The 19,251-nt window shown below is 69.3% G+C and carries 15 protein-coding genes; 3 read left to right on the top strand and 12 right to left on the bottom strand.

Annotated elements, in window-relative coordinates; genetic code table 11:
* Positions 1 to 654 precede the first annotated feature (654 nt).
* The 8 genes from QSK32_RS35965 to QSK32_RS35930 all read right to left on the bottom strand — a co-directional run bounded on the left by QSK32_RS35965 (position 655) and on the right by QSK32_RS35930 (position 8,117).
* Entirely contained in the window at positions 655 to 1,461 is an 807-nt protein-coding gene (locus QSK32_RS35965) for an ABC transporter ATP-binding protein (protein WP_285474435.1), read from the bottom strand.
* Positions 1,458 to 2,330 carry an ABC transporter ATP-binding protein gene (locus QSK32_RS35960; protein WP_045746938.1) on the bottom strand — a complete coding sequence of 291 codons (873 nt, stop codon included), beginning with the start codon at positions 2,328 to 2,330 and terminating at the stop codon, positions 1,458 to 1,460. Before QSK32_RS35960 ends, QSK32_RS35965 begins: the two co-directional genes overlap by 4 nt.
* Complete coding sequence (locus QSK32_RS35955) at positions 2,327 to 3,205, bottom strand: ABC transporter permease (RefSeq protein WP_045746939.1); 879 nt, start codon at positions 3,203 to 3,205, stop codon at positions 2,327 to 2,329. Before QSK32_RS35955 ends, QSK32_RS35960 begins: the two co-directional genes overlap by 4 nt.
* Entirely contained in the window at positions 3,202 to 4,191 is a 990-nt protein-coding gene (locus tag QSK32_RS35950; RefSeq protein WP_045746940.1) for an ABC transporter permease, read from the bottom strand. Before QSK32_RS35950 ends, QSK32_RS35955 begins: the two co-directional genes overlap by 4 nt.
* 3 nt (positions 4,192 to 4,194) lie before the next feature.
* Positions 4,195 to 5,895, bottom strand: a complete 1,701-nt coding sequence (locus QSK32_RS35945) for an ABC transporter substrate-binding protein (RefSeq protein ID WP_045746941.1) — start codon at positions 5,893 to 5,895, stop codon at positions 4,195 to 4,197.
* 187 nt (positions 5,896 to 6,082) lie between these two features.
* Positions 6,083 to 6,379 (bottom strand): hypothetical protein, encoded by a 297-nt coding sequence (locus QSK32_RS35940; protein ID WP_285474434.1) that lies wholly within the window; start codon positions 6,377 to 6,379, stop codon positions 6,083 to 6,085.
* The gene (locus tag QSK32_RS35935; protein WP_285474433.1) at positions 6,376 to 7,017 is read right to left on the bottom strand and encodes an AAA family ATPase; all 642 of its coding nucleotides are present in this window, start codon (positions 7,015 to 7,017) and stop codon (positions 6,376 to 6,378) included. The genes QSK32_RS35940 and QSK32_RS35935 overlap by 4 nt, the downstream gene beginning before the upstream one ends.
* A 179-nt stretch (positions 7,018 to 7,196) precedes the next feature.
* Positions 7,197 to 8,117 (bottom strand): oxidoreductase, encoded by a 921-nt coding sequence (locus tag QSK32_RS35930; protein ID WP_045746943.1) that lies wholly within the window; start codon positions 8,115 to 8,117, stop codon positions 7,197 to 7,199.
* Between the two features lie 132 nt (positions 8,118 to 8,249).
* Here QSK32_RS35930 and QSK32_RS35925 point away from each other — a divergent pair, with 132 nt between their 5' ends.
* Positions 8,250 to 9,107, top strand: a complete 858-nt coding sequence (locus QSK32_RS35925) for a helix-turn-helix transcriptional regulator (RefSeq protein ID WP_045746944.1) — start codon at positions 8,250 to 8,252, stop codon at positions 9,105 to 9,107.
* On the opposite strand, the gene QSK32_RS35920 is transcribed toward QSK32_RS35925, so the two are convergent.
* Positions 9,094 to 9,651 (bottom strand): TetR/AcrR family transcriptional regulator, encoded by a 558-nt coding sequence (locus tag QSK32_RS35920; protein WP_285474432.1) that lies wholly within the window; start codon positions 9,649 to 9,651, stop codon positions 9,094 to 9,096. The genes QSK32_RS35925 and QSK32_RS35920 overlap by 14 nt on opposite strands.
* A gap of 63 nt (positions 9,652 to 9,714) precedes the next feature.
* Between QSK32_RS35920 and QSK32_RS35915 the strand changes: the two genes are divergently transcribed.
* Positions 9,715 to 10,848, top strand: coding sequence for an FAD-dependent oxidoreductase (locus QSK32_RS35915; protein ID WP_285474431.1), 1,134 nt, complete (start codon positions 9,715 to 9,717; stop codon positions 10,846 to 10,848).
* 118 nt (positions 10,849 to 10,966) lie between these two features.
* On the opposite strand, the gene QSK32_RS35910 is transcribed toward QSK32_RS35915, so the two are convergent.
* On the bottom strand, positions 10,967 to 12,133 hold the full coding sequence (locus QSK32_RS35910; protein ID WP_285474430.1) for a right-handed parallel beta-helix repeat-containing protein: 1,167 nt from the start codon (positions 12,131 to 12,133) through the stop codon (positions 10,967 to 10,969).
* 139 nt (positions 12,134 to 12,272) lie between these two features.
* Positions 12,273 to 16,748 carry a glycoside hydrolase family 2 TIM barrel-domain containing protein gene (locus tag QSK32_RS35905; protein ID WP_285474429.1) on the bottom strand — a complete coding sequence of 1,492 codons (4,476 nt, stop codon included), beginning with the start codon at positions 16,746 to 16,748 and terminating at the stop codon, positions 12,273 to 12,275.
* Between the two features lie 332 nt (positions 16,749 to 17,080).
* Between QSK32_RS35905 and QSK32_RS35900 the strand changes: the two genes are divergently transcribed.
* Positions 17,081 to 18,250 carry an acyltransferase family protein gene (locus QSK32_RS35900; RefSeq protein WP_285474428.1) on the top strand — a complete coding sequence of 390 codons (1,170 nt, stop codon included), beginning with the start codon at positions 17,081 to 17,083 and terminating at the stop codon, positions 18,248 to 18,250.
* Here the strand turns inward: QSK32_RS35900 and ispH are convergent.
* Complete coding sequence (ispH, locus tag QSK32_RS35895) at positions 18,212 to 19,186, bottom strand: 4-hydroxy-3-methylbut-2-enyl diphosphate reductase (RefSeq protein WP_045746947.1); 975 nt, start codon at positions 19,184 to 19,186, stop codon at positions 18,212 to 18,214. The two genes, QSK32_RS35900 and ispH, sit on opposite strands and share 39 nt — an antisense overlap.
* Between the last annotated feature and the right edge of the window lie 65 nt (positions 19,187 to 19,251).

The following is a 19,251-nucleotide window of genomic DNA, read 5'->3' as shown; positions in this document are numbered from 1 at the left end:
GATCGGGCACAACCACCACCCCGAAAGGGACGGCGACCGCCCCCAAACCCTTGATCGGGTGCAGGTACGAAGACACGTGGGTGCGCTCGCCGCCCCCGAAATGCACCTATAAAATGCAATACGCACTAATGCCCCAAAAGGCGCCTGCCGATCACGCGATCGGGTGCGCTCGCCGCCCGCCCACGCTTCAATCCCGCGGCGGGTGCACCCGATCAAAAAGCCGGGTGCACCTACCGCCCCACCGCCCCACCGCTGCGGCGGGTGCACCCGATCAAAACAGCCGGGTGCACTTACCGCCCTGCTGCGCCCCACCACTGCGGCAGTAGGCGCCCCCAATCCGGCGGTAGGGGCGCCCGATCACGCGGCAGGCGCGCCCGATCATGCGGTTGGGTGCAGCCACCAACCCCGGAAAGACGGCGACAACACCCAAAACCGTGATCGGGTGCGCGCGCGCCAAGTCTTACGGGTGCGCGCGCCAACGCTTCACGGGTGGGCACGCCAACGCTTCACGGGTGGGCACGCCAACGCTTCACGGGTGGGCACGCCAACGCTTCACGGGTAGGCACGCCAACGCTTCACGGGTAGGCACGCCAACGCTTCACGGGTAGGCACGCCAAGACCGCGACCCGACAGGGCGGCGTCGGCGGCGCAGGGTCAGCGGCGCAGCTCGTTCAGGCGGCGCTCGGGGTTGGGGGCCGCCTCCGCCAACGTCTTCGTGTAAGGGTTCTGCGGATTCAGGATCACCTCGTCGGCCGGGCCGCGCTCGACGATGCGACCCTGGTACATCACCAGGATCTCGTCGGAGAAGTGCCGGGCCGTCGCCAGGTCGTGCGTGATGTAGAGGACGCCGAGGTCTTCCTCGCGTTGCAGGGTGGCGAGCAGGTTGAGCACGCCGAGGCGGATCGACACGTCCAGCATCGACACCGGTTCGTCGGCGATCAGCACGCCCGGTTCGGGGGCGAGCGCCCGCGCGATGGCCACCCGCTGCCGTTGCCCGCCGGAGAGTTCGTGCGGGCGGCGCCGTGCCACCACGTCGGCCGGGGTCAGGCGTACCCGCTCCAGCAGCTGCAACACCCGGGCGCGCACTTCCTTGTCCGACATCTGCGGGTGGTGCAGCCGGATCGGCCGGGCCAGGTGGTGTTCGACCGTGTGGTAGGGGTTCAGCGAGGCGAACGGGTCCTGAAAGACCATCTGCACGGTACGCCGATAGCGGGCCAGCCCCGGCCCGCGGCGGGGTACCGGTTCCCCGTCGAGCAGGATCTGCCCCGCCGTGGGGCGTTCCAGCTGGAGGAGCAGTTTGGCGATGGTGGACTTGCCACTGCCGGACTGTCCGACCAGTGCGACCGTCCGGCCGTGGTCGAGGGTGATGTTCACGTCGTCGACGGCGCGGACTTTCTGCGTACGGAAACCATGGCGCAAGAGATAGTCCTTGCGTAACCCTCGCACTTCCAGAGTCGTCACGCCGTGCTCCCTTCGATGGCGTCCAAGGCCAGAAGCCGATCGTCCATGGCACCCCGCACGAACGATCCGCGGTCCCCGGTGAGGCTGGGGAACGACGCGAGCAGCTGCCGGGTGTAGTCGTGCGACGGGTTGGTGTACAGCGTGTACGCGTTGTCCAGCTCGACGATCTCGCCGGAGCGCATCACCGCGATCCGGTCACTGATCTCCAGTAACAGCGGCAGGTCGTGGGTGATGAAGATGACGGCGAATCCGAGTTCGTCGCGCAGCCGGCTGATCTCCCGGAGGATCTCTCGCTGGACGACGACGTCGAGCGCGGTCGTCGGCTCGTCCATGATCATGATCTGGGGTTCCAGGGCCATCGCCATCGCGATCATGACGCGTTGCCGCATGCCGCCGGAGAGCTGATGCGGGTACGAGTGCAGTCGCGCCGCCGGCACCCCGACGCGTTCCAGCAGTTCCCCGCACTTCTGCCGGCGTGCCCGGCGAGAGAGGGAAGGCCGGTGCGTGGTGAAGATGTCCTCCATCTGGTCGAGAATGGAGATCACCGGGTTGAGCGAGTTCATCGCGCCCTGGAACACCATCGAGATCCGGTCCCAGCGGTTCGCCCGGAGTTCCTCGGCGTGCAGCTGGTTCCAGTCGACGTCCCCGTCCGCGGCGTGAAACACCGCATGTCCGGAGGTGATCGCCGCCGGCGGTTTCAGGAGCCGCACCAGCCCGTACGCGAGGGTGGTCTTCCCGCATCCGCTCTCGCCGGCCAGACCGAGCACCTCGCCCCGCTCCAGCTGGAACGACACGTTGCGCACCGCATGGACCACCGGGTCGACCAGGTAGTCGACGCTGAAGTCCTCGACGGTCAGCACCGCGTTCATACCGTCGCCTCCTTGGCCTTGGCCAGCTGGTCCCGTGACATCCGCCAGCCTTTGCGGGCGGAGCGGGTCTGGTCGCGCAGCTTCGGGTTGACGATCTCGTCGATCGAGAAGTTGATCAGGGACAGGGCGGCGCCGAACGCGGCGAGCATCAGGCCGGGCGGCACGAACCACCACCACGCGCCGAGGCGCAGGGCCAGGCCGTTCTGCGCGAAGTAGAGCATGGTGCCCCAGGTGAACGAGCCGCTGGCGCCGAGACCGAGATAGGACAGTCCGGCCTCGCCGAGGATCGCGAAGATGACCGCGAAGATCACCTGCGCGGCGAGCAGCGGGACCAGGTTCGGCAGGATCTCCACGGCCAGGATCCGCCAATTCTTCTCGCCGGCGACCCGGCACGCCAGCACGTAGTCCCGGTTCCGCAGACTGAGCGTGGATCCGCGCAGCACCCGGGCCGACCCGGCCCAGCTGGTGATGGCCAGGACCACCGAGACCAGCAGGATGCTCTTGTCCGGCACGTAACTGGAGATCACGATGACCAGGGGCAGGCCGGGCAGCACCAGCATGACGTTGGTGAACAGCGAGAACACCTCGTCGACCCAGCCTCCGGCGTACGCGCCGACGACCCCGAAGAACGCGGACAGGAACAGGGTCAGGGCGCCGACGATCGCACCGACGGTCAGCGAGCCGCGGGTCGCGTACGCGAGTTGCGCGAGCACGTCCTGCCCGGTCTGCGTGGTGCCGAGCAGGTGCTCGCCGGTGGGCCCGCCCAGCCCGATGTCGCTCACCAGCGACGGGTCCTGCACGACGAACGGCCCGAGCAGCCCGAAGAGCAGGATCGGAATGCCGACGACGAGGCCGGCGACCAGTTTGCCGGTCATGCCTTCTCCTCCCGGATGCGCGGGTCGATGAAGCCGTACAGGAGGTCGACCAGCAGGTTCGCGCCCAGCACCGACAGTGTGATGATCAGGAAGATGCCCTGCATGAGGGCGTAGTCGGCGCCGCCGACCGCCTGCAGCAGCGCCGACCCGATGCCGGGGTAGGAGAACACCGCCTCGGTGACGATCGACCCGGCCACCACGAAACCGAGCGAGATCGCGAAACCGGACACCGACGGCAGGACGGCGTTGCGGGCCGCGTACCGCCGCATGATCCGGCCCGGTCGCAGGCCCTTGGCCTCGGCGGTGACCATGTAGTCCTCGGACAGGGTGGACACCATCATGTTGCGCATGCCGAGCATCCAGCCGCCGACCGACGACAGGATGATCGTCAACGCGGGCAGGGTGCCGTAGTACAGCACCGAGCCGAGGAACGGCCCGTTCCAGCCCGGCGTCACGTTGTAGACGTCGTACCCGCCGTTGAGCGGGAAGAACGGCCACACGCTGCCGAGCAGGAAGAGCAGGATCAGGGCCAGCCAGAAGTACGGCACCGACTGGAACATCGTGGTGACCGGGATCAGGCTGTCCAGCCAGGAGCCCCGTTTCCAGCCGGCGAGGGTGCCCAGACCCACGCCGGCCAGGAACGAGACGATCGTGGCGAGCCCGATCAGCCCGATCGTCCAGGGCAGTGTCTGCCCGATGATCGAGCTGACCGAGGCCGGGAAGTACGTGACCGACATCCCCAGGTCGCCGTGGGCGAGACTGGACAGATACTCGGTGTACTGCGCCCACCACGACTTGCTGGTGCCGACACCCAGCAGCGCCTCGATGGACGCCCGGGTCTCCGGCGAGACCGGCCCCTTCTGGCCGAGCTTCGAGATCATGATCTCGACCGGGTCGCCGGGCATGAGCCGCGGGATGAAGAAGTTGACGGTCAGCGCGGCCCAGAGGGCGACCAGGTAGAACCCGGCCTTCCGGAGCAGGAACATGACTTACTTCGCCGGCGTCAGATTCGACAGGATGACGCCGTTGTCCCACTGTTTCCAGGAGGCGGGCAGGGCGTACTTGTTCTCGTTGGTCGGCCAGCCGGTCGCGTTGGCGGTGCTGAACTCGGTGAGCATCGAGTTCACGTAGATCGGGATGTACGGCAGGTCACGCACGATCTCCTGCTGGATGATCGTGTACTGGGCCTTCTGCGCGGCCTCGTCGTTGGTCCCGGCCGCCGCCTCGACCGCCTTGTCCACCACCGGGTTGCTGTACCGGGAGTAGTTGCCGCTGGTGCCGGCCGCCTCGCCGACCTTCGCGGTGGCCTTGGTGACGTACTTCAGGCTGTACGTCGCGTACGGGTTGGTCGACGCGCCCAGGCCGATCGAGTCCAGCGACAGCTGGTACTTGCCCTGCACCTGGTTGTTGTTCCACTCGTTCCAGGACAGCTGGCTCGGCTTCAGCTCGATGCCGACCTCCTTGAGCTGCTGGGTCATCGCGTCGTTGAGCGAGATGTAGTCGCTCCAGCCGGTCACCGTCTGGATGGTCAGCGACAGCCGCTCGCCGCCCTTGGCCCGGATGCCGTCGGCACCCTTGGCCCACCCGGCCGTGTCCAGCAGCTGGTTGGCCTTGGCGACGTCGGCCGCGCCGGGAATGGTGGCGTTCGCCTGGTCACCGATCCACTTGGCGTCCCGCTCGGGCGGCAGCATGGTCGGCGACGCGGTGCCGGCGAACCCGCCACCGGCCAGCTTGTTCAGCTGGTCCCGGTTGAGCGCGTGGTAGATCGCCTGCCGGACGGCGACGTCGGTCTGCGGACCGGAGCAGCCGAGATCCTTGTTCGCACAGGTGAAGATCGACGTGGTGAGGGCGGGCGTGTTCACGTACGTCAGGTTCTTCTGCCCGGCGAGCAGCTGCTCCAGGCCGGGCAGGAAGGCGCTCATCCAGTCGACCTGGCCGGCGATCAGCGCGGCGCTCGCGGCGTCCGCGGTGGCCAGCGCGATGTAGCGGACGTTTTGGATCTGCGGCTTGTCCGGCTGCCAGTAGGAGGCGTTCTTCTCCATCACGTAGCTCTGCGCGGAGAACGTCTTCAACTTGTAGGGCCCGGTCCCGACCGGGTTCTGGTTGATCGTCTTCGCCGGGTCGTCGACCTTGCCCCAGATGTGCTCGGCGATGATCGGCGTGTTCGCGACGATGGCGGCCTCGTTCGCATACGACGTCTCGGGGAACGTGATCACCGCGGTCTTGTCGTCGGTCGCCTCCGACGACGTGATCTTCAGACCGGACGCGTTGATCGACGGCGTCTTCCGGATCAGGTCGAACGTGAAGGCCACGTCCTTCGCCGAGAACGCCGTGCCGTCCGACCACGTCACCCCCTCGCGGGTGGTGATGGTGAGCTGCTTGCCGTCCGGGCTCCACGAGTGCGCGGTGGCGAGCATCGGCGCGGGCTCAGCCGGCGCCGCGAAGTTGTAGTAATACAACGGCTCGTAGATCAGACCGTTCGTGGGCTGCAGGAACGTGGGACTGAACGGATTCCAGTTCTCCACGATCGTCCCGGTCGAACCGTTGAAGATCGTTATCTGGCTGTCGGCAGCGTTCTTCTTGTCGCCGCCATCGTCTGCGGAACAGGCGGTCAGGGTGAGGGCCATCGCGGCAACCGCCGCCAGGGCCACCCCGGCACGCCGTCCACGGCGGGGCAAAAGATCAGACATCAGCGTGGTCCCTCGCGATCGGGTTTTTGGGAGCGCGATCACATCGACGGGGACATTATTAAGTCGCTTAAGTTTGGGATGTCAAGAGCAGGTTTCACATGGCCGCCCACCACGCAACCGATTTATTAAGATCTTTGACTTCCTCTTGCGCTCTTCCTCTCGTACGGGATGAGCACTCCACCCCTACCTAGCCGTCCGAGGGTCGCAGCAGCGCCCCACGAACCCGCCGGTCACACAGCACGGGCACGATGTCGGCCATCTCCGCGAACACGATCGCGGCACCCGGCTGCCCGGCCTGCCGGAGCATCGCCTGGAGCACCGTGCGGATCGGGTCGACCACGGCGAGCCGTTCGGCGCTCGATCGCCACAACTTCCGGGCCGCCTCGGCCCGCCGCACCGGAACCATGTCCTCGATGCGACCGGTCAGGGCCGCCATGCGGCTGCCGACCTCGGCGGGCAGCGGCTCGCGCGAGATCGGGATCACGGCCGCGGGCGCCCCGGGTCCCGCGCGAGCCGGGCCGCGAGTTCGTCGACGCGGGCCGCCGGGGAGCTGGTGAGCAGGTCCCGCAACTGTTCGTAGCGGTCCACAGCCTGCTCGTCGGCCCGGCCGGTGAGTACGGAGGTCTCCAGGTCGACCAGTTCGCGGCGAAGGGCGACGGCCCGGTCCGAGTAGGGGGTGTCCTGCGGAGCCATCGCTGAGAAGATGCCGCTGAAGCCGATGCGTTTCTGCCAGGACACGTGCAGGTGCGCGTCCACCTCGTCGATGATCACGACACCGGGGGCGTGCACCGTGGTCACCCCGCCGACCACGTGCGTGTCCAGCGCCCCGAACGCCTCGTGCACCTGTTTCAGCAGGTCCACGACCAGCGCGGCGACCGTACGATATCCGTCGCTCATCTCCCGCAGAGGGAAACGATGGTCGCCGTGCTCGACCCAGAGACCTTCGGAGTCGACGCCACGGACCCGGTATCCGTCGGGAAGCAGGCCGTCATCGAGCACCTCCAGCGCGACTTGCTTGAGCCGAGCGGCTCCCGGACGGTTCTCCCAAGAGCGCAGATGCTGGTCGATCAGCCAGCTGACGCCTTCGGTCAGCGAGACGTCCTCGTGAAACAGGCCGGCCATCCTCCCGGCCGGCCCCCGGTCGGCCATCAGGCGCTGAGCTTCGCCCGTGCCACCTGAAAGCCGCCGAAACGGGCCGTAGGCCGCACAAAGCCAGCCCTCCGGGTTGTCGCTCCACGCTTTACGGCCCGGCTCGGTCGTCCCGCTGACAGACGAATCTCCTTGATGTGCACGCGGCCACTCTAGCCAGCGGAAACGGATCTTTCGGAGAGGTATCGGACGGCGGTCAGGGTCTCGGCGGCCGACCACAGGCGCTTGCCCACCAACGGGTCGGCGGCCTCCTTGCTGGGGTGGACCGGGACGACGCGGCCGCGCATCTCCCACGGGCCGGACGGGCCGAAGAAGGCGCCGCCGCGTACGTCGGGGGCGGTTGCCGCGTACAACTGGGGCAGGGCGCCCTCGGCGACCGGCTGGGTGACCAGCAGGCCGAGCCAGGAGAAGACGCGACCGGCGATGCCGAAGCGTTCCCAGGCGCGCGGGGTCAGGTTGGTGCGGGACATGCCGGGGTGGGCGAGCACGCTCAGGACCGGGGAGCCGGTCGCGGTCAGGCGGCGGTGCAGTTCCAGGCCGAAGATCGTGGTGGCCAGCTTCGACTCGCCGTAGACACGGGACGAGGAGTACGACCGTTCGTTCATCAGGTCGTCGAAGTTGAGGTGGGCGGGCTTGTGCGTGATCGAGCTGAGGCTGACCACCCGCGGGGCCCGGCCGGCGGCCAGGTGCGGCAGGAGCAGGCCGGTCAGCGCGAAGTGGCCCAGCATGTTGGTGCCCAGGTGCAGTTCGAAGCCGTCGGCGGTGGTGCTCCGGGGGCCGATCACGACCAGGCCGGCGTTGTTGACGAGCAGGTCGATCGGCTCGTCGACGGTGGCGGCGAACGCGCGTACCGAGGCCAGTGAGGCCAGGTCCAGTTCGCGGACGGTCACGTCGCCGCCGATCTCGCGGGCCACCTGTTCACCGGCGGCGACGTTGCGGACGGCGAGGATCACCCGGGCGCCGTGCCGGGCGAGTTCGGTGGCGGTGGTCCGGCCGAGGCCCGAGTTGGCGCCGGTCACGACGGCCAGCCGGCCGCGCTGGTCGGGGATCCGGTCTGCGGTCCATCCGGTCATGGTGGGCTCCCTCCACGAAAATCTGCTGTCGACCAGGGAATCTAGGAGCTCATGGAGGGCGGCCGGTCGTTCTCGTCTCCCTAGGACCCGTGGACCTACCCTGCGGCGAGCCGGCCGGGGCACACTGGCGGCATGCATCCCCACGCTCGTGAGCTCGGTGATTTCCTGCGCGCCCGCCGGGGCCGGCTGCGCCCGCAGGACGTCGGTCTGGTGCCGGGCGGCCGGCGCAAGGTGGCCGGTCTGCGACGGGAGGAGCTGGCGTTGCTGGCCGGGCTGAGCACCGACTACTACCAGCGGATGGAGCAGGGCCGGGAGGTCCGGCCGTCGGACGACGTGCTGGAGGCGCTGGCCGGCGCGCTGGAGTTGGACGACGAGGAGCGCCGGCACCTGTTCACCCTGGCCCGGGCGGCACGGCGGCCCGCGCCCGGCCCGGTCCGCCGGGAGCCGGAGCGGGTGCCGGAGAGCACCCGGCGGATGCTGCGGGCGTTGCACACCCCGGCGGTGGTGCTCGGCCGCCACCTGGATGTGCTGGCCTGGAACGCCATGGCGGAGGCGCTGCTGGGTGATCCGGCCGGTCTTCCACCGGACCGGTTGAACATGCTGCTGCTGATGTTCGACGACGACGCGACCGACCAGCGGCGGTGCACGGACTGGGAACGGCAGGCCCTGGATTACATCGGGATGCTGCGGGCGGCGATCGCCGACGATCCGGCGCATCCGCGGGCGACCGCGCTGGTGGGCGAGTTGAGCATCCGCAGTCCGGAGTTCCGCCGGTTGTGGGCGCGGCACGACGTGCGGGAGTCGGTCAGCGGCACCAAGACGTTCCGGGTGCCCGAGGTCGGCGACGTCGAGCTGGCCTGGGACACCTATCCGTTGCCGGGCAGTCCGGGACCGGTCATGCTGGTCTACACCGCCGAGCCGGGCTCCGCGGACGCCGACCGTCTCCAGTTGCTGGCCACCCTGCACGCGAGCCGGGTCAGACAGCGCTGAAAAGCGGTTCCATCCGGGTCAGGGACTGCTCGGTGAGGGCCAGGTGGTGCACGGTGCCGACCACGGCCAGCGCGAGTGTCCCCGTGTCGGCGCCGGCCGGGATCCGGCCGCGTTCCTGTTCGGCGGCGAGGTAGGTGGCGAACGGGCGTTCCAGGGCGGACACCCCGGCCGACCCCGCTCCCAGCACCGCCTCGACCTCGGCGGTGAGCCCGGGGTGGAACACCATCAGACGGGTGAGGGCGCGCAGCGTACCCCCGGAGAGAGCCTGCGCGGCGGCACGCAGATTGCCGCCCACCGTTCCCGACCCGGCCTGGCCGGGCAGGCCCGCGAGTTCACCGGCGAGCTGGAAGGACCGGTCCACCGCGTAGGCCGTCAGGAACCCCTCGAAGCTGCGGAAATGCGTGTGCAGCAGGCCGGTGGCGACGCCTGCCTCGGCGGTGACCGCGCGGCCGGTGAGGCGGCTCGGACCGTCGGCGGCGATCACCCGCTCGGCGGCGGCGAAGAGTTGCTGCCGGATTTCGGGGATGGCGACTCCGCGGGGCATGCCCGCAGTCTACTCCCGGTTTGAACGCTTGCTCAAACCGTGGCACCGGGTCAGTATGAGCACATGTTCAAACCGAAGAGGAAAGCCGTCGTCGTCGGCGCCGGGATCGCCGGGCTGGCCACCGCGCTCCGGCTCGGCCGCGACGGCTGGGACGTCACCGTCGTCGAACGCAGCCCCGCCCGGCGCAGCAGCGGCTACATGGTCAACCTGATCGGCCGGGGCTACGACGCCGCGGAACGCCTCGGCCTGCTGCCCGCGCTCCGGCCCCGCGCCCTGGGCCTGTTCACCACGGTCCTCACCCGCGCCGACGGGCGCCCCAAGTTCACCGTGCCGGCGGCGCTCGCCGAAGCCGCCCTCGGACCGCGCACCCTGACCGTCTTCCGCGGCGATCTGGAATCCGCCCTCTTCGCGGCGGCCCGCGACCACGCCGACATCCGCTTCGGTGTCACGGTCACGTCGTCCGGCGACGCAGACATCAACCTCAGCGATGGTACGAGTGTGAGCGCCGACCTCCTGGTAGGTGCGGACGGTGTGCACTCGTCGACGCGGGGCCCGGACCATGTCGTCGACCTGCCCTACGTCGTCGCGGCGTTCGGCCTGCCGCACCCGGTTCCCGGGGTTCCGGACGACTCGGCCACCACGTTCATCGGCGCCGGGCGTACCGCCGCGGTGGTCGCTCTGGGGCCGGGACGGTCGTCGGCGTTCTTCACCTACCGCTGCGCCGACCCGGCCGCCGAGCTGCGCAAGGGTCCCGCCGAGGCACTCACCGCGGCGTTCGGCGACCTGGGCGGCGGGGTGCCGGACGCGCTGCGGCACATCGGGCCGGACACCTACTTCGACGCGGTCAGCCAGGTGGTGATGCCGCGCTGGAGCACCGGGCGGACCGTGCTGGTCGGCGACGCCGCCTGGTGCGTCACGCTGTTCGCCGGGCACGGCGCGGCGCTGGCCATGGCCGGCGCGGACGAGCTCGGCGCCGCCCTGCTCGCCCACGACGACGTGCCGTCCGCGCTGGCCGCCTGGGAGGCGTCGCTGCGCCCGGAAGTGCTCAAACGGCAGGCGCTGGCCCGCCGGGGCATGGTCCAGTACGCCCCGCCCAGCGACTTCCACGTCCGGATGAACGACCTGACGATCCGCGCCATGACCCTGCCCGGCATCCGCACCCTGGTCCGCCGCTCGGTGGAACGCGCCAACCGCTGATCATCGGCCGGCGAGGCCGGGCTGGTCGCGCAGCTCGCGGCGGGAGGCGATGTCCAGCTTGCGGAGGATGCCGCGCAGGTGGGCCATGCGCGGCGGCACCTCCGCCACGCGGTGCCGGCTAGATCTTGGCGCCGACAGCCTGCCCGTTGGCGGGTACGAGGAAGTTCGACGACGGGATGGCACCTGCGGCGGTCCGCGGACCGGTGATCGTCGACGGGTCGGTGCTGAGCAGGGTCCAGGTGCCGCCGATGTTCCAGGAGTTGCCGGAGGCGGTGGACGATCCGAGGGCGACCGCGGTCGCGTTGCCGACGGCCAGGTTCGCGGTCAGCCGGGTCGTCGAGCCGCCGTCGACGTCGAACCCGGTCTTGACGTTCTGCCAGGCGGTGCTGCGGGTGATGGTGATCGCGCCGGTGTTGCCGTTGTCGGTGAAGCCGTGCGCCGCGTTGGAGAAGGCCATGCTGTTGCTGACCGCGTGGGCGGCGGCCGGACCGGTGCCGCTGCTGCCGCCCAGTTTGAGGCCGTTGCCGTCGCCGGAGAAGTCGGGGATGCTCCACCGGTTGTAGCCGTTGCCGTACGCGATGGTGTCCTGGATCGTGATGGGTGAGGTGAAGCTCCAGGCGTCGAAGCCGTCGTCGACGTTGTTCCACAGCCGGGCGCCGCGGACCACGTTCCCGGTGCCGCTGCCCTCCTTGATGCCGAGGCCGTCGGCGCTCTCGCCGTTCTTGCGCGGGTCCCGGTTGCCGTAGCTGTCGAGGTTGAGGATCCGGTTGTTCGCCGACGTGTTCTGCAGCTGAAAGCCGGTCTCGTAGTTGTCCCGGGTGACCAGCCGGTCGAAGGTGTTGTTGTTGCAGTTGGCGCAGTACACACCGTACGGCCCGTTGGCGATCTCCAGTCCGGTGATCCGCCAGTAGGACGCCTCCATGTGGATGGCGCCGCGCTGGGCGGCTGGGATCGTCGAGCCGACGGCGCCGGGGGTGTAGCCGAGGGCCTCGCCGTCGATGATCACCCGCTCGGAGCCGTAGTTGGTCAGCGTGATCGGGGCGGCCGACGTTCCGCTCTTGGTGATCTGGATGTTGCTGCTCAGGGCGTAGGTACCGCCCCGGACGGCGATGGTGTCGCCGGCGGCGACCAGGCTGATCGCCTTCTGGATGGTGGCCAGCGGCGCGGCCGGGGTGCCGGCGTTGCTGTCGCTGCCGTTGGGCGCGACGTGGAGAACGACGGAATCAACAGCACTGGGGATGGGCGCGGCGAAGAGAGCGAGAGCCGCGACGAGCAGGATTCGCATCCCGGCACCATGCGCCTGCAAATCGATTCATGTCAATTGAAGGCGGTGCTGATACGAGGCCTCTCCCCCGGATCGGCACCGCTCAGGGGCGGATGCGCCGGTGCCGCCACCGGACGGTGGTGACGGCACCGGCACACCCTCAGGAGGAGGAGCAGAGGAGACGCGCCGCAGCCCAGTCGCCGTGGTCGGCGCCGTTGCCGTTGCCGGCGTCCGTGATACGCAACTCCAGACGGGACGCCCCGGTGACGTCCGCCGCGAGCGGCTCCGCCCCGGCCGAACCGGTCAGCACCGACGACGCGACCTTACGGACGCCGTCGGCCCACACCTCGAAGACCACCGAACCGGAGGAGCCCATCTCGTCGTCCACGCCCACGTCGGACCGGAACGACGTGCACCCGCGGCCGGCCAGGTCCACGGTGACGGCCGAGACGGCGTGCGCCCCGAGCCCCTTCGCGTACACCGTGCGGCCGATGGTCAGCGGCCGGCCGTCACCGGCGGTCTGCTCGGCGTTGCTGCGGTCGCGTTCGACCGGCCCCCAGCCGTTGGTCTCGGCGGCGAACGGCAGGTCGCTCACCCAGAGGCCGCCGGCGGGCAGCGGCGTGCGGACCGCGGCGGCGGCCGTGACGGTGCTGACGAACCCGGCGGGCGTGGCCGAGGTGACCGTGGCGGTCAGCGTGTGCGTGCCCCAGTCCGCCCCGGCCGGCGCCGTGACGTCGAAGGCCCGGTCGCCGGCCGGGGTGACCGTCCAGCCGTCCGGAGCGGCGAGCTGCACCGACACGTCACGCAGGCCGTCCGAGCACCGCTCCGTGACGGCCACCGCGACCCGGGTCGGCACGCCGGCGGTGATCTCCTCCGGGGCGGTGAGCGCCACGTCCGGCGGGCAGGGCGCGTCGGCTGTGGAGTCGACCACCCCGCCGGCCCGGGCCTCCTTGGCAGTCAACGGACGGAGCACCAGGTCGTAGCGGTACGCCGCGGTCGGCGACACCCGGTACTGCGACTGCACCGAGTTCGGGGTCTCCCCCATGCCGGTCTCGCCGGTGGCCGCGTGCAGCGTGACCCAGTCCCTGTTGCGGACCAGGGGCAGCTGGTGGTCGTACTCGGCACGGTCCAGGTCGTCGTAGCGGGTCACGCTGACGTCCAGGGACTCCCCTGCCGGGCTGCCGACCAGGATCCCGGCCCGCCCGTCGCTGAGGGTGGCCCAGCGGGTGCCGGTGTGGTTGCCGTACGCCTGCGGCCGGGAGTACCGGACGTACTGCTCGTCGACCGTGGACTTCCAGACGTCCACGGTCGCCCCGCTCTGCCGGTCGTTGTACGTCTCCTGCGGCCCGGTCCCGTACCAGGCGAAGGTCGAAAGATCTGCCGGGACCTTCATGGCGACGCCGACCCGGGGCAGGTAGGGCAGGCCGGCCAGTCTCGATCCGGAGCCCTGCACCTGGTGGGTGAGGGTGATCGTCCCCGCCGCGTCGATGCGATAGGTCTGCGTCTGCCGGAACTCCAGATCGTTTCCGGTCGCGGTGCTCTCGACCGTGATCACCGCGTCGCGCCCGGACATCGCCGAGGTGACCGACGAGACCCCGTAGTGCAGGTCGTCGAGGCCCGCGGCGTGCCACAGGGTCCGGTCAGCGGTGCCCCAGCTGTAGGTCTCGTTGCTGGTCGGCGGCCGGTACACGTCCAGCGCCGGGCCGGATCTCAGCAGTTCACGGCCGTCGTCGGCGAGCGAGACGAGTGAGCCGTCGTCGAACCGGTAGCGCCAGCCCTCGCCCTGGACCGTGATCACGTCACCGGCGGCGGAAAGGCGCGGCGCGCCATTTCTACTGACCGACACGATCCCTGGTACGACCTGCCCGCCGAGAGCGAACTGATCCTGGGCGAACGTCCAGCCACGCTTGGCCCACGGCAGATCGGAAGCGGTCGTGACCGATACGTCCAGCCAGCGTTCCCGGTCCCCCGCGTTGGCACCGGCGGACGGGATCGGCACGGTGACGGTCTGGCCGGGTGCGAGCGTCAACGGACGGCCGCCCCGTTTCAGAACCCGGTCGACCTCCTTCACCGCCCAGTCCAGCCGCAGCGGCAACGTCCCGGTCGCCTGCTCGTTGTGGACCGTCAGCACCTTGTCGGCATAGCTGAACCGCACCGGCGAGTGCGCCCACGCCACCTCGGCGGTCTCCGGCTGGAGGGTCCGGTCGGAGCCGACCATGCCGTCGGTTCCGGACAGGCTGATGCCGAGGCTGAGGAAGTCGCCGCGCCGGTCGAACCGGTCGAAGTCGAGCGCGAGGACCGCCCCGGACGCCGGGTCGGCCGCGAGCTGGTCATCGGTCAGCGCCGACCCGTAGATCCGCACGGAGTCGATGATCCCCCGGGCGGTCCGGCCTTCCAGACTGTCCTGCTGCGTCTCAGCATTTCGCCCGATATTGACTTCATACAACCCCGGGTCGATTTTTCCGGATTTGTCGATCGAAGCTATGAGTAAACCGTCTATATACAGCTTCAACAAGGAGCCGTCGTACACCCCGGAAACCCGGTGCCACTCCGAATACCAATCGTCGGGCACCGCAGCCGAGACAGCAGCGTCCCCGATCCGGAACTCGAGACGCGACGACGACGCCATCTGCAGCGCATAGGCCTGGCCCTTGGTGACGATCGGGAACGACCCGGCCCACTGCCCCGGCTTCACCCAGGCATCGAGCGTCACCGACGACGTCAGATCCAGCCGCCGGTCCCGGAACACGTCCACGAAATCGTCGAGGCTGGACAACGACAGCGCTTTACCCTGATGCCCGTCGACCACCGTCGGTTTACCGACCAGGAATGCCTGAATCCCGTTCCCGGACGGCGTGTGGATCAGGGGCTGCCGCAGATTCTGTTCGGCGAAGTCCCAGATGAAACCGCCCTGCACCGACGGTTCCGTCCGGGCGATCTCCCAGAACGCGTCGAAGTTGCCCATGCTGTTGCCCATCGCGTGGGCGTACTCGCCCATGATGATCGGCTTGGTGGCCGCACGGGCCTTGGCCAGCAACGACGTCGGCGTCGGATAGCGCGGGCCGTTGACGTCCGCGAACGGCGCGTCACCGTCCGGCTGGTTCGACTGGTGGTAGAGCGGCCGGGTCGGCTCGTTGACCTTCGCCCATTCCGCCATCGTGTAGTGCGCGGTGCCGAGTCCCGCCTCGTTACCGGTGTCCCACATCAGCACGCTGGGATGGTTCTTGTCCCGGGCCACCATCGCCTGGAACCGGTCGGCGAACGCGGCCGCCCATTCCGGCCGCGACGCCAGGCAGTCCTGCGGGCAGTCCTCGTGGGCGTGCGTCTCGATGTCCACCTCGTCGTCGATCCACAGCCCGTACCTGTTCGCCAGGTCGTACAGATACGGATCCGACGGGTAATGCGAGGTCCGTACCGCGTTCATGTGCAGCCGTTTGATCAGGAAGACGTCGCTGCGCTGCCGTTCCCGGGTGGACTGCCGGCCGGTGTCCGGATCGGTGTCCGCGCGGTTCGTGCCCTTGACGAAGATGCGTTCCCCGTTGACCTGCAACTGTCTGTCGCGGATCGCGATGTCCCGGAACCCGATCGCCTGCGCGGCGATGTGCGCCGCGCGTCCGCCGGGGGCGAGCAGCTCCAGCCCGAGCGTGTAGAGGTTCGGTTCCTCCGCGGTCCACTTCGCCGGATCGCTGACGTCCGCGCCCAGTGTCACCCGTGTGCCGGTGGCGTCACCGGTGAACACGACCGGCTGGCTGGTGGTGAGCACGGTCTTGCCGGCCGCGTCCCGCAGGGTGCCGCGCACGGTGTAACCGTCCGCCGCGGTGCCGGCCGCGCGGGCGACGTCGACCCGGGCCGAGAGCCGCGCGTCCCGGTGATCGTCGTCGAGATCGCTGGTGATGTACGCGTCGCGCAGCCGCACCGTCTCGGTCCGGTACATCCACACGTCCCGGAAGATGCCGCTGTACCGCCACTGGTCCACGTCCTCCAGGTAACTGCCGGATCCCCACCGGTGCACCTGGACCGCGATGCTGTTGCGGCCGGCCTTGACCAGATCGGTCACGTCGAACTCGGCCGGGGTGTAGCCGCCCTGGTCGTACCCGGCGTATTCGCCGTTGACCCAGAGGAACCAGCCGCTGGTGACGCCCTCGAACCGCAGGAAGATCCGTCCGCCGTCCCAGTTCCGCGGGACGTCGAAGGTCTTCACGTACGCGCCGGTCGGGTTGACGTCGCGGGGGATGTTCGGCGGGTCGTCCGGCCAGACCTCCTCCGGGATGTTGCGGAACATCGGGTGGTCGATGAAGTCCGACTGCCACGTGTGCGGCACGGTCACGCTCGGCCACGCCGACGAGTCGTAGCCGGCGGCGGAGAAGCCGGACGGGACGTCCTCCGGCTTGTCGTAGAGCTTCATCCGCCAGCTGCCGTTGAGGCTGGCGATCCACGGCGAGGCGGCGGCGTGCTCGGTCGCGTCCTTCACCGAGGTGGCCACGTCCGCGTACGGCCGGAGGTCGACGTGCGGTTCCTGCTGACCCTCCCCGGTCATCCCGGGGTCTTCGAGATAGCGGTAGACGTCGGATTCAGCGGCTGCTGACGGCACCGAGAACAGTCCGGCGACCAGGGCCAGGACCAGAGCGAACTTCACGCGGGCACCGCCTTAGCGTAAACCGCGATCATGGAGGCCGCCGACGCGACCCAGAACGCCGGACTCATCGCCAAAAATCCGGATAGGGCGCGCAAGTGCATGACCACTCCCTGATCACACCGGAAACATGTTCGACCAGAAACGAACACGATCGAAGAAATGTGACGTTACAACAGCAGCAGCCGACATGGAACAGGGTCGATCGAACAGCGTTTCCGGTCACCGGATGGGGGAAGTCGAGACCAGGACACTGCGCAATGACCGGCTGACAATCCGGGCGTGGCACGAAGCCGGGTTGTCCGTGTCGGCCGAGGTTCCGTAGCCTTCCCCGCGTGCGAGAGCCGACCATGCCATTGACCAGGACATCTGCCCGGGGCAATCCCCGTCTGGCCGCGATCGACGGGCTTCGCCTGATCGCGGCACTGGCCGTGGCCGCCTATCACTACACGGTTGCCTGGCGCATCGACGGATCCCGCGTCCCGGAGTACTTCCTGCCGGACACCGTGCACGCCACCATCTACGGATTCCTCGGCGTGGAGCTGTTCTTCCTGATCAGCGGGTTCGTGATCTGCATGAGCACGTGGGGCCGCGGCCTCGGCGCGTTCTTCGTGTCCCGGGTCAGCCGGCTCTATCCGGCGTACTGGGCGGCGGTGCTGATCACGGCGAGCATCGGGGTGATGTTCCCGCTGCTGCACGAGCCGCCGTCACTGGGTGACGTGCTGGCCAACCTGACCATGCTCCAGCAGCCGCTCGGGGTGCCGCTGGTCGACGGGGTCTACTGGACGCTCTTCGTGGAGCTGCGCTTCTACCTGATCATCGGGGTGGTGCTGATCTGGGGACTGACCTACCGGCGGGCGGTGCTGTTCTGCGCGGTCTGGATGACGGCCGCGGTGATCGCTCCGCAACTGGGCAGCCCGGCGGTGGACTTCCTGGTGATGAGCGACTTCGCGCCGTACTTCATCGGCGGCATCGCGCTCTACCTGATCCACCGGTTCGGGCCGAGCCCGCTGCTCTTCGGCATCACCGGCATGGCCTGGCTGGTGTGCGTGGCCCGGGTCCAGGAGCGGGTCGCCACGCTGAACCCGGGGTTCGACGTGCCGGACTGGCCGGCGATCCTGATCATCACCGGGTCCTACGCGATCCTGCTCGCCGTCGCCCTCGGCTGGACCGACCGGATCACCTGGCGCTGGCTGACCGTCGCGGGTGCGCTGACCTACCCGTTCTACCTGCTGCACCTGAACATCGGTCAGACGATCATCCGGTTCGCCTACGAGCACACCACGCTGCCGGTCCGGGTCCTGGTCCTCGCCACCATCGTGCTCATGCTGGGGGTGTCCTGGCTGGTGCACCGCTTCCTGGAGCGCCCGCTGGCCGGCGCCCTCAAGACCTCGTTGCGCCAGAGTCTCGACGCCATCTCCGCGTCCGAGCGGCCGCTACCCCATCAGAACCTTCCGGTGTACGAGTCAAAGCCCCGTCCCGTCCCCTCCGGCCGGGCGCAGTGACGGGGGCAGGACGAAGACGATGTTCTCCTCGCTGGTGCGGCGCTCGGTGACGGTCACCGGCCCGAGTCCGGCGAGTCTCGCGATCACCTCGTCGACCAGGTGCGGTGGCGCCGACGCCCCGGCGGTCAGCCCGACCGCCCGCACCCCGTCCAGCCACTGCGGGCGTACGTCGCCGGCGTCCTCGATCAGGTACGCGTCGACGCCCCGGCGCTGCGCCACCTCGACCAGGCGCAGCGAGTTCGACGAATTCGCCGAGCCGACCACCAGCACCAGGTCGCACTCGTCGGCGATGGCGGCCACCGCCTCCTGCCGGTTGGTCGTGGCGTAACAGATGTCGTCGGTGTCCGGTCCGGCCAGCTCCGGGAACCGCGCCCGCAGCTCGTCGACCACGGCGTCGCTCTCCTGCACCGCCAGGGTGGTCTGGGTCAGGTAGGACACCCGGCGCGGATCACCGACGGCGACCTCCCGCGCTTCGGCCACGTCCTGCACCAGCCGGATCCCGGGGACCTGTCCGAGGGTGCCCTCCACCTCGTCGTGCCCGGCGTGCCCGATCAGGAGCACGGTGTCGCCGCGGGCGGCGAACCGGCGGGCCTCGGTGTGCACCTTGGCGACCAGCGGGCAGGTCGCGTCGATCACGTCGAGTCCACGGTCGGCCGCCTCGGTCCGCACAGCCGGGGCGACGCCGTGTGCGGAGAACACCACCGTGGCGTCGTCGGGCACCTCGTCCAGCTCGTCGACGAAGATCGCGCCGCGCGCCTCGAGGCCGGTGACGACGTGGGTGTTGTGGACGATCTGACGGCGTACGTAGACGGGCGCCCCGCGCAGGCGCAGCGCCTGCTCGACCATGTCGACAGCGCGCTCGACACCGGCGCAGAAGGATCGGGGAGCGGCGAGTACGACCGTGCGGGCGACGCCGCCGGGGACCGAGGCTTCCATGATCACCGAGCCTAGGGTCCAGTAGGCCCATATGTGCAAAAACCGACAAACCGGGCCTGATCTGG

Origin of the sequence: Actinoplanes sp. NBRC 101535 (assembly GCF_030269225.1) — a bacterium.
Lineage (GTDB): Bacteria > Actinomycetota > Actinomycetes > Mycobacteriales > Micromonosporaceae > Actinoplanes > Actinoplanes rectilineatus.
The sequence above is the reverse complement of the archived record's forward strand: the minus strand, read 5'-3'. Positions and strand labels throughout refer to the sequence as shown.

What these genes read in the sequence shown, in the direction of transcription:
- QSK32_RS35950 (WP_045746940.1), bottom strand. Translation starts at nt 4,191, where the DNA reads ATGTTCCTGCTCCGGAAGGCCGGGTTCTACCTGGTCGCCCTCTGGGCC.
- ispH (WP_045746947.1), bottom strand. Translation starts at nt 19,186, where the DNA reads ATGGAAGCCTCGGTCCCCGGCGGCGTCGCCCGCACGGTCGTACTCGCC.
- QSK32_RS35935 (WP_285474433.1), bottom strand. Translation starts at nt 7,017, where the DNA reads ATGGCCGGCCTGTTTCACGAGGACGTCTCGCTGACCGAAGGCGTCAGC.
- QSK32_RS35955 (WP_045746939.1), bottom strand. Translation starts at nt 3,205, where the DNA reads ATGACCGGCAAACTGGTCGCCGGCCTCGTCGTCGGCATTCCGATCCTG.
- QSK32_RS35930 (WP_045746943.1), bottom strand. Translation starts at nt 8,117, where the DNA reads ATGACCGGATGGACCGCAGACCGGATCCCCGACCAGCGCGGCCGGCTG.
- QSK32_RS35910 (WP_285474430.1), bottom strand. Translation starts at nt 12,133, where the DNA reads ATGCGAATCCTGCTCGTCGCGGCTCTCGCTCTCTTCGCCGCGCCCATC.
- QSK32_RS35920 (WP_285474432.1), bottom strand. Translation starts at nt 9,651, where the DNA reads ATGCCCCGCGGAGTCGCCATCCCCGAAATCCGGCAGCAACTCTTCGCC.
- QSK32_RS35915 (WP_285474431.1), top strand. Translation starts at nt 9,715, where the DNA reads ATGTTCAAACCGAAGAGGAAAGCCGTCGTCGTCGGCGCCGGGATCGCC.
- QSK32_RS35960 (WP_045746938.1), bottom strand. Translation starts at nt 2,330, where the DNA reads ATGAACGCGGTGCTGACCGTCGAGGACTTCAGCGTCGACTACCTGGTC.
- QSK32_RS35945 (WP_045746941.1), bottom strand. Translation starts at nt 5,895, where the DNA reads ATGTCTGATCTTTTGCCCCGCCGTGGACGGCGTGCCGGGGTGGCCCTG.
- QSK32_RS35925 (WP_045746944.1), top strand. Translation starts at nt 8,250, where the DNA reads ATGCATCCCCACGCTCGTGAGCTCGGTGATTTCCTGCGCGCCCGCCGG.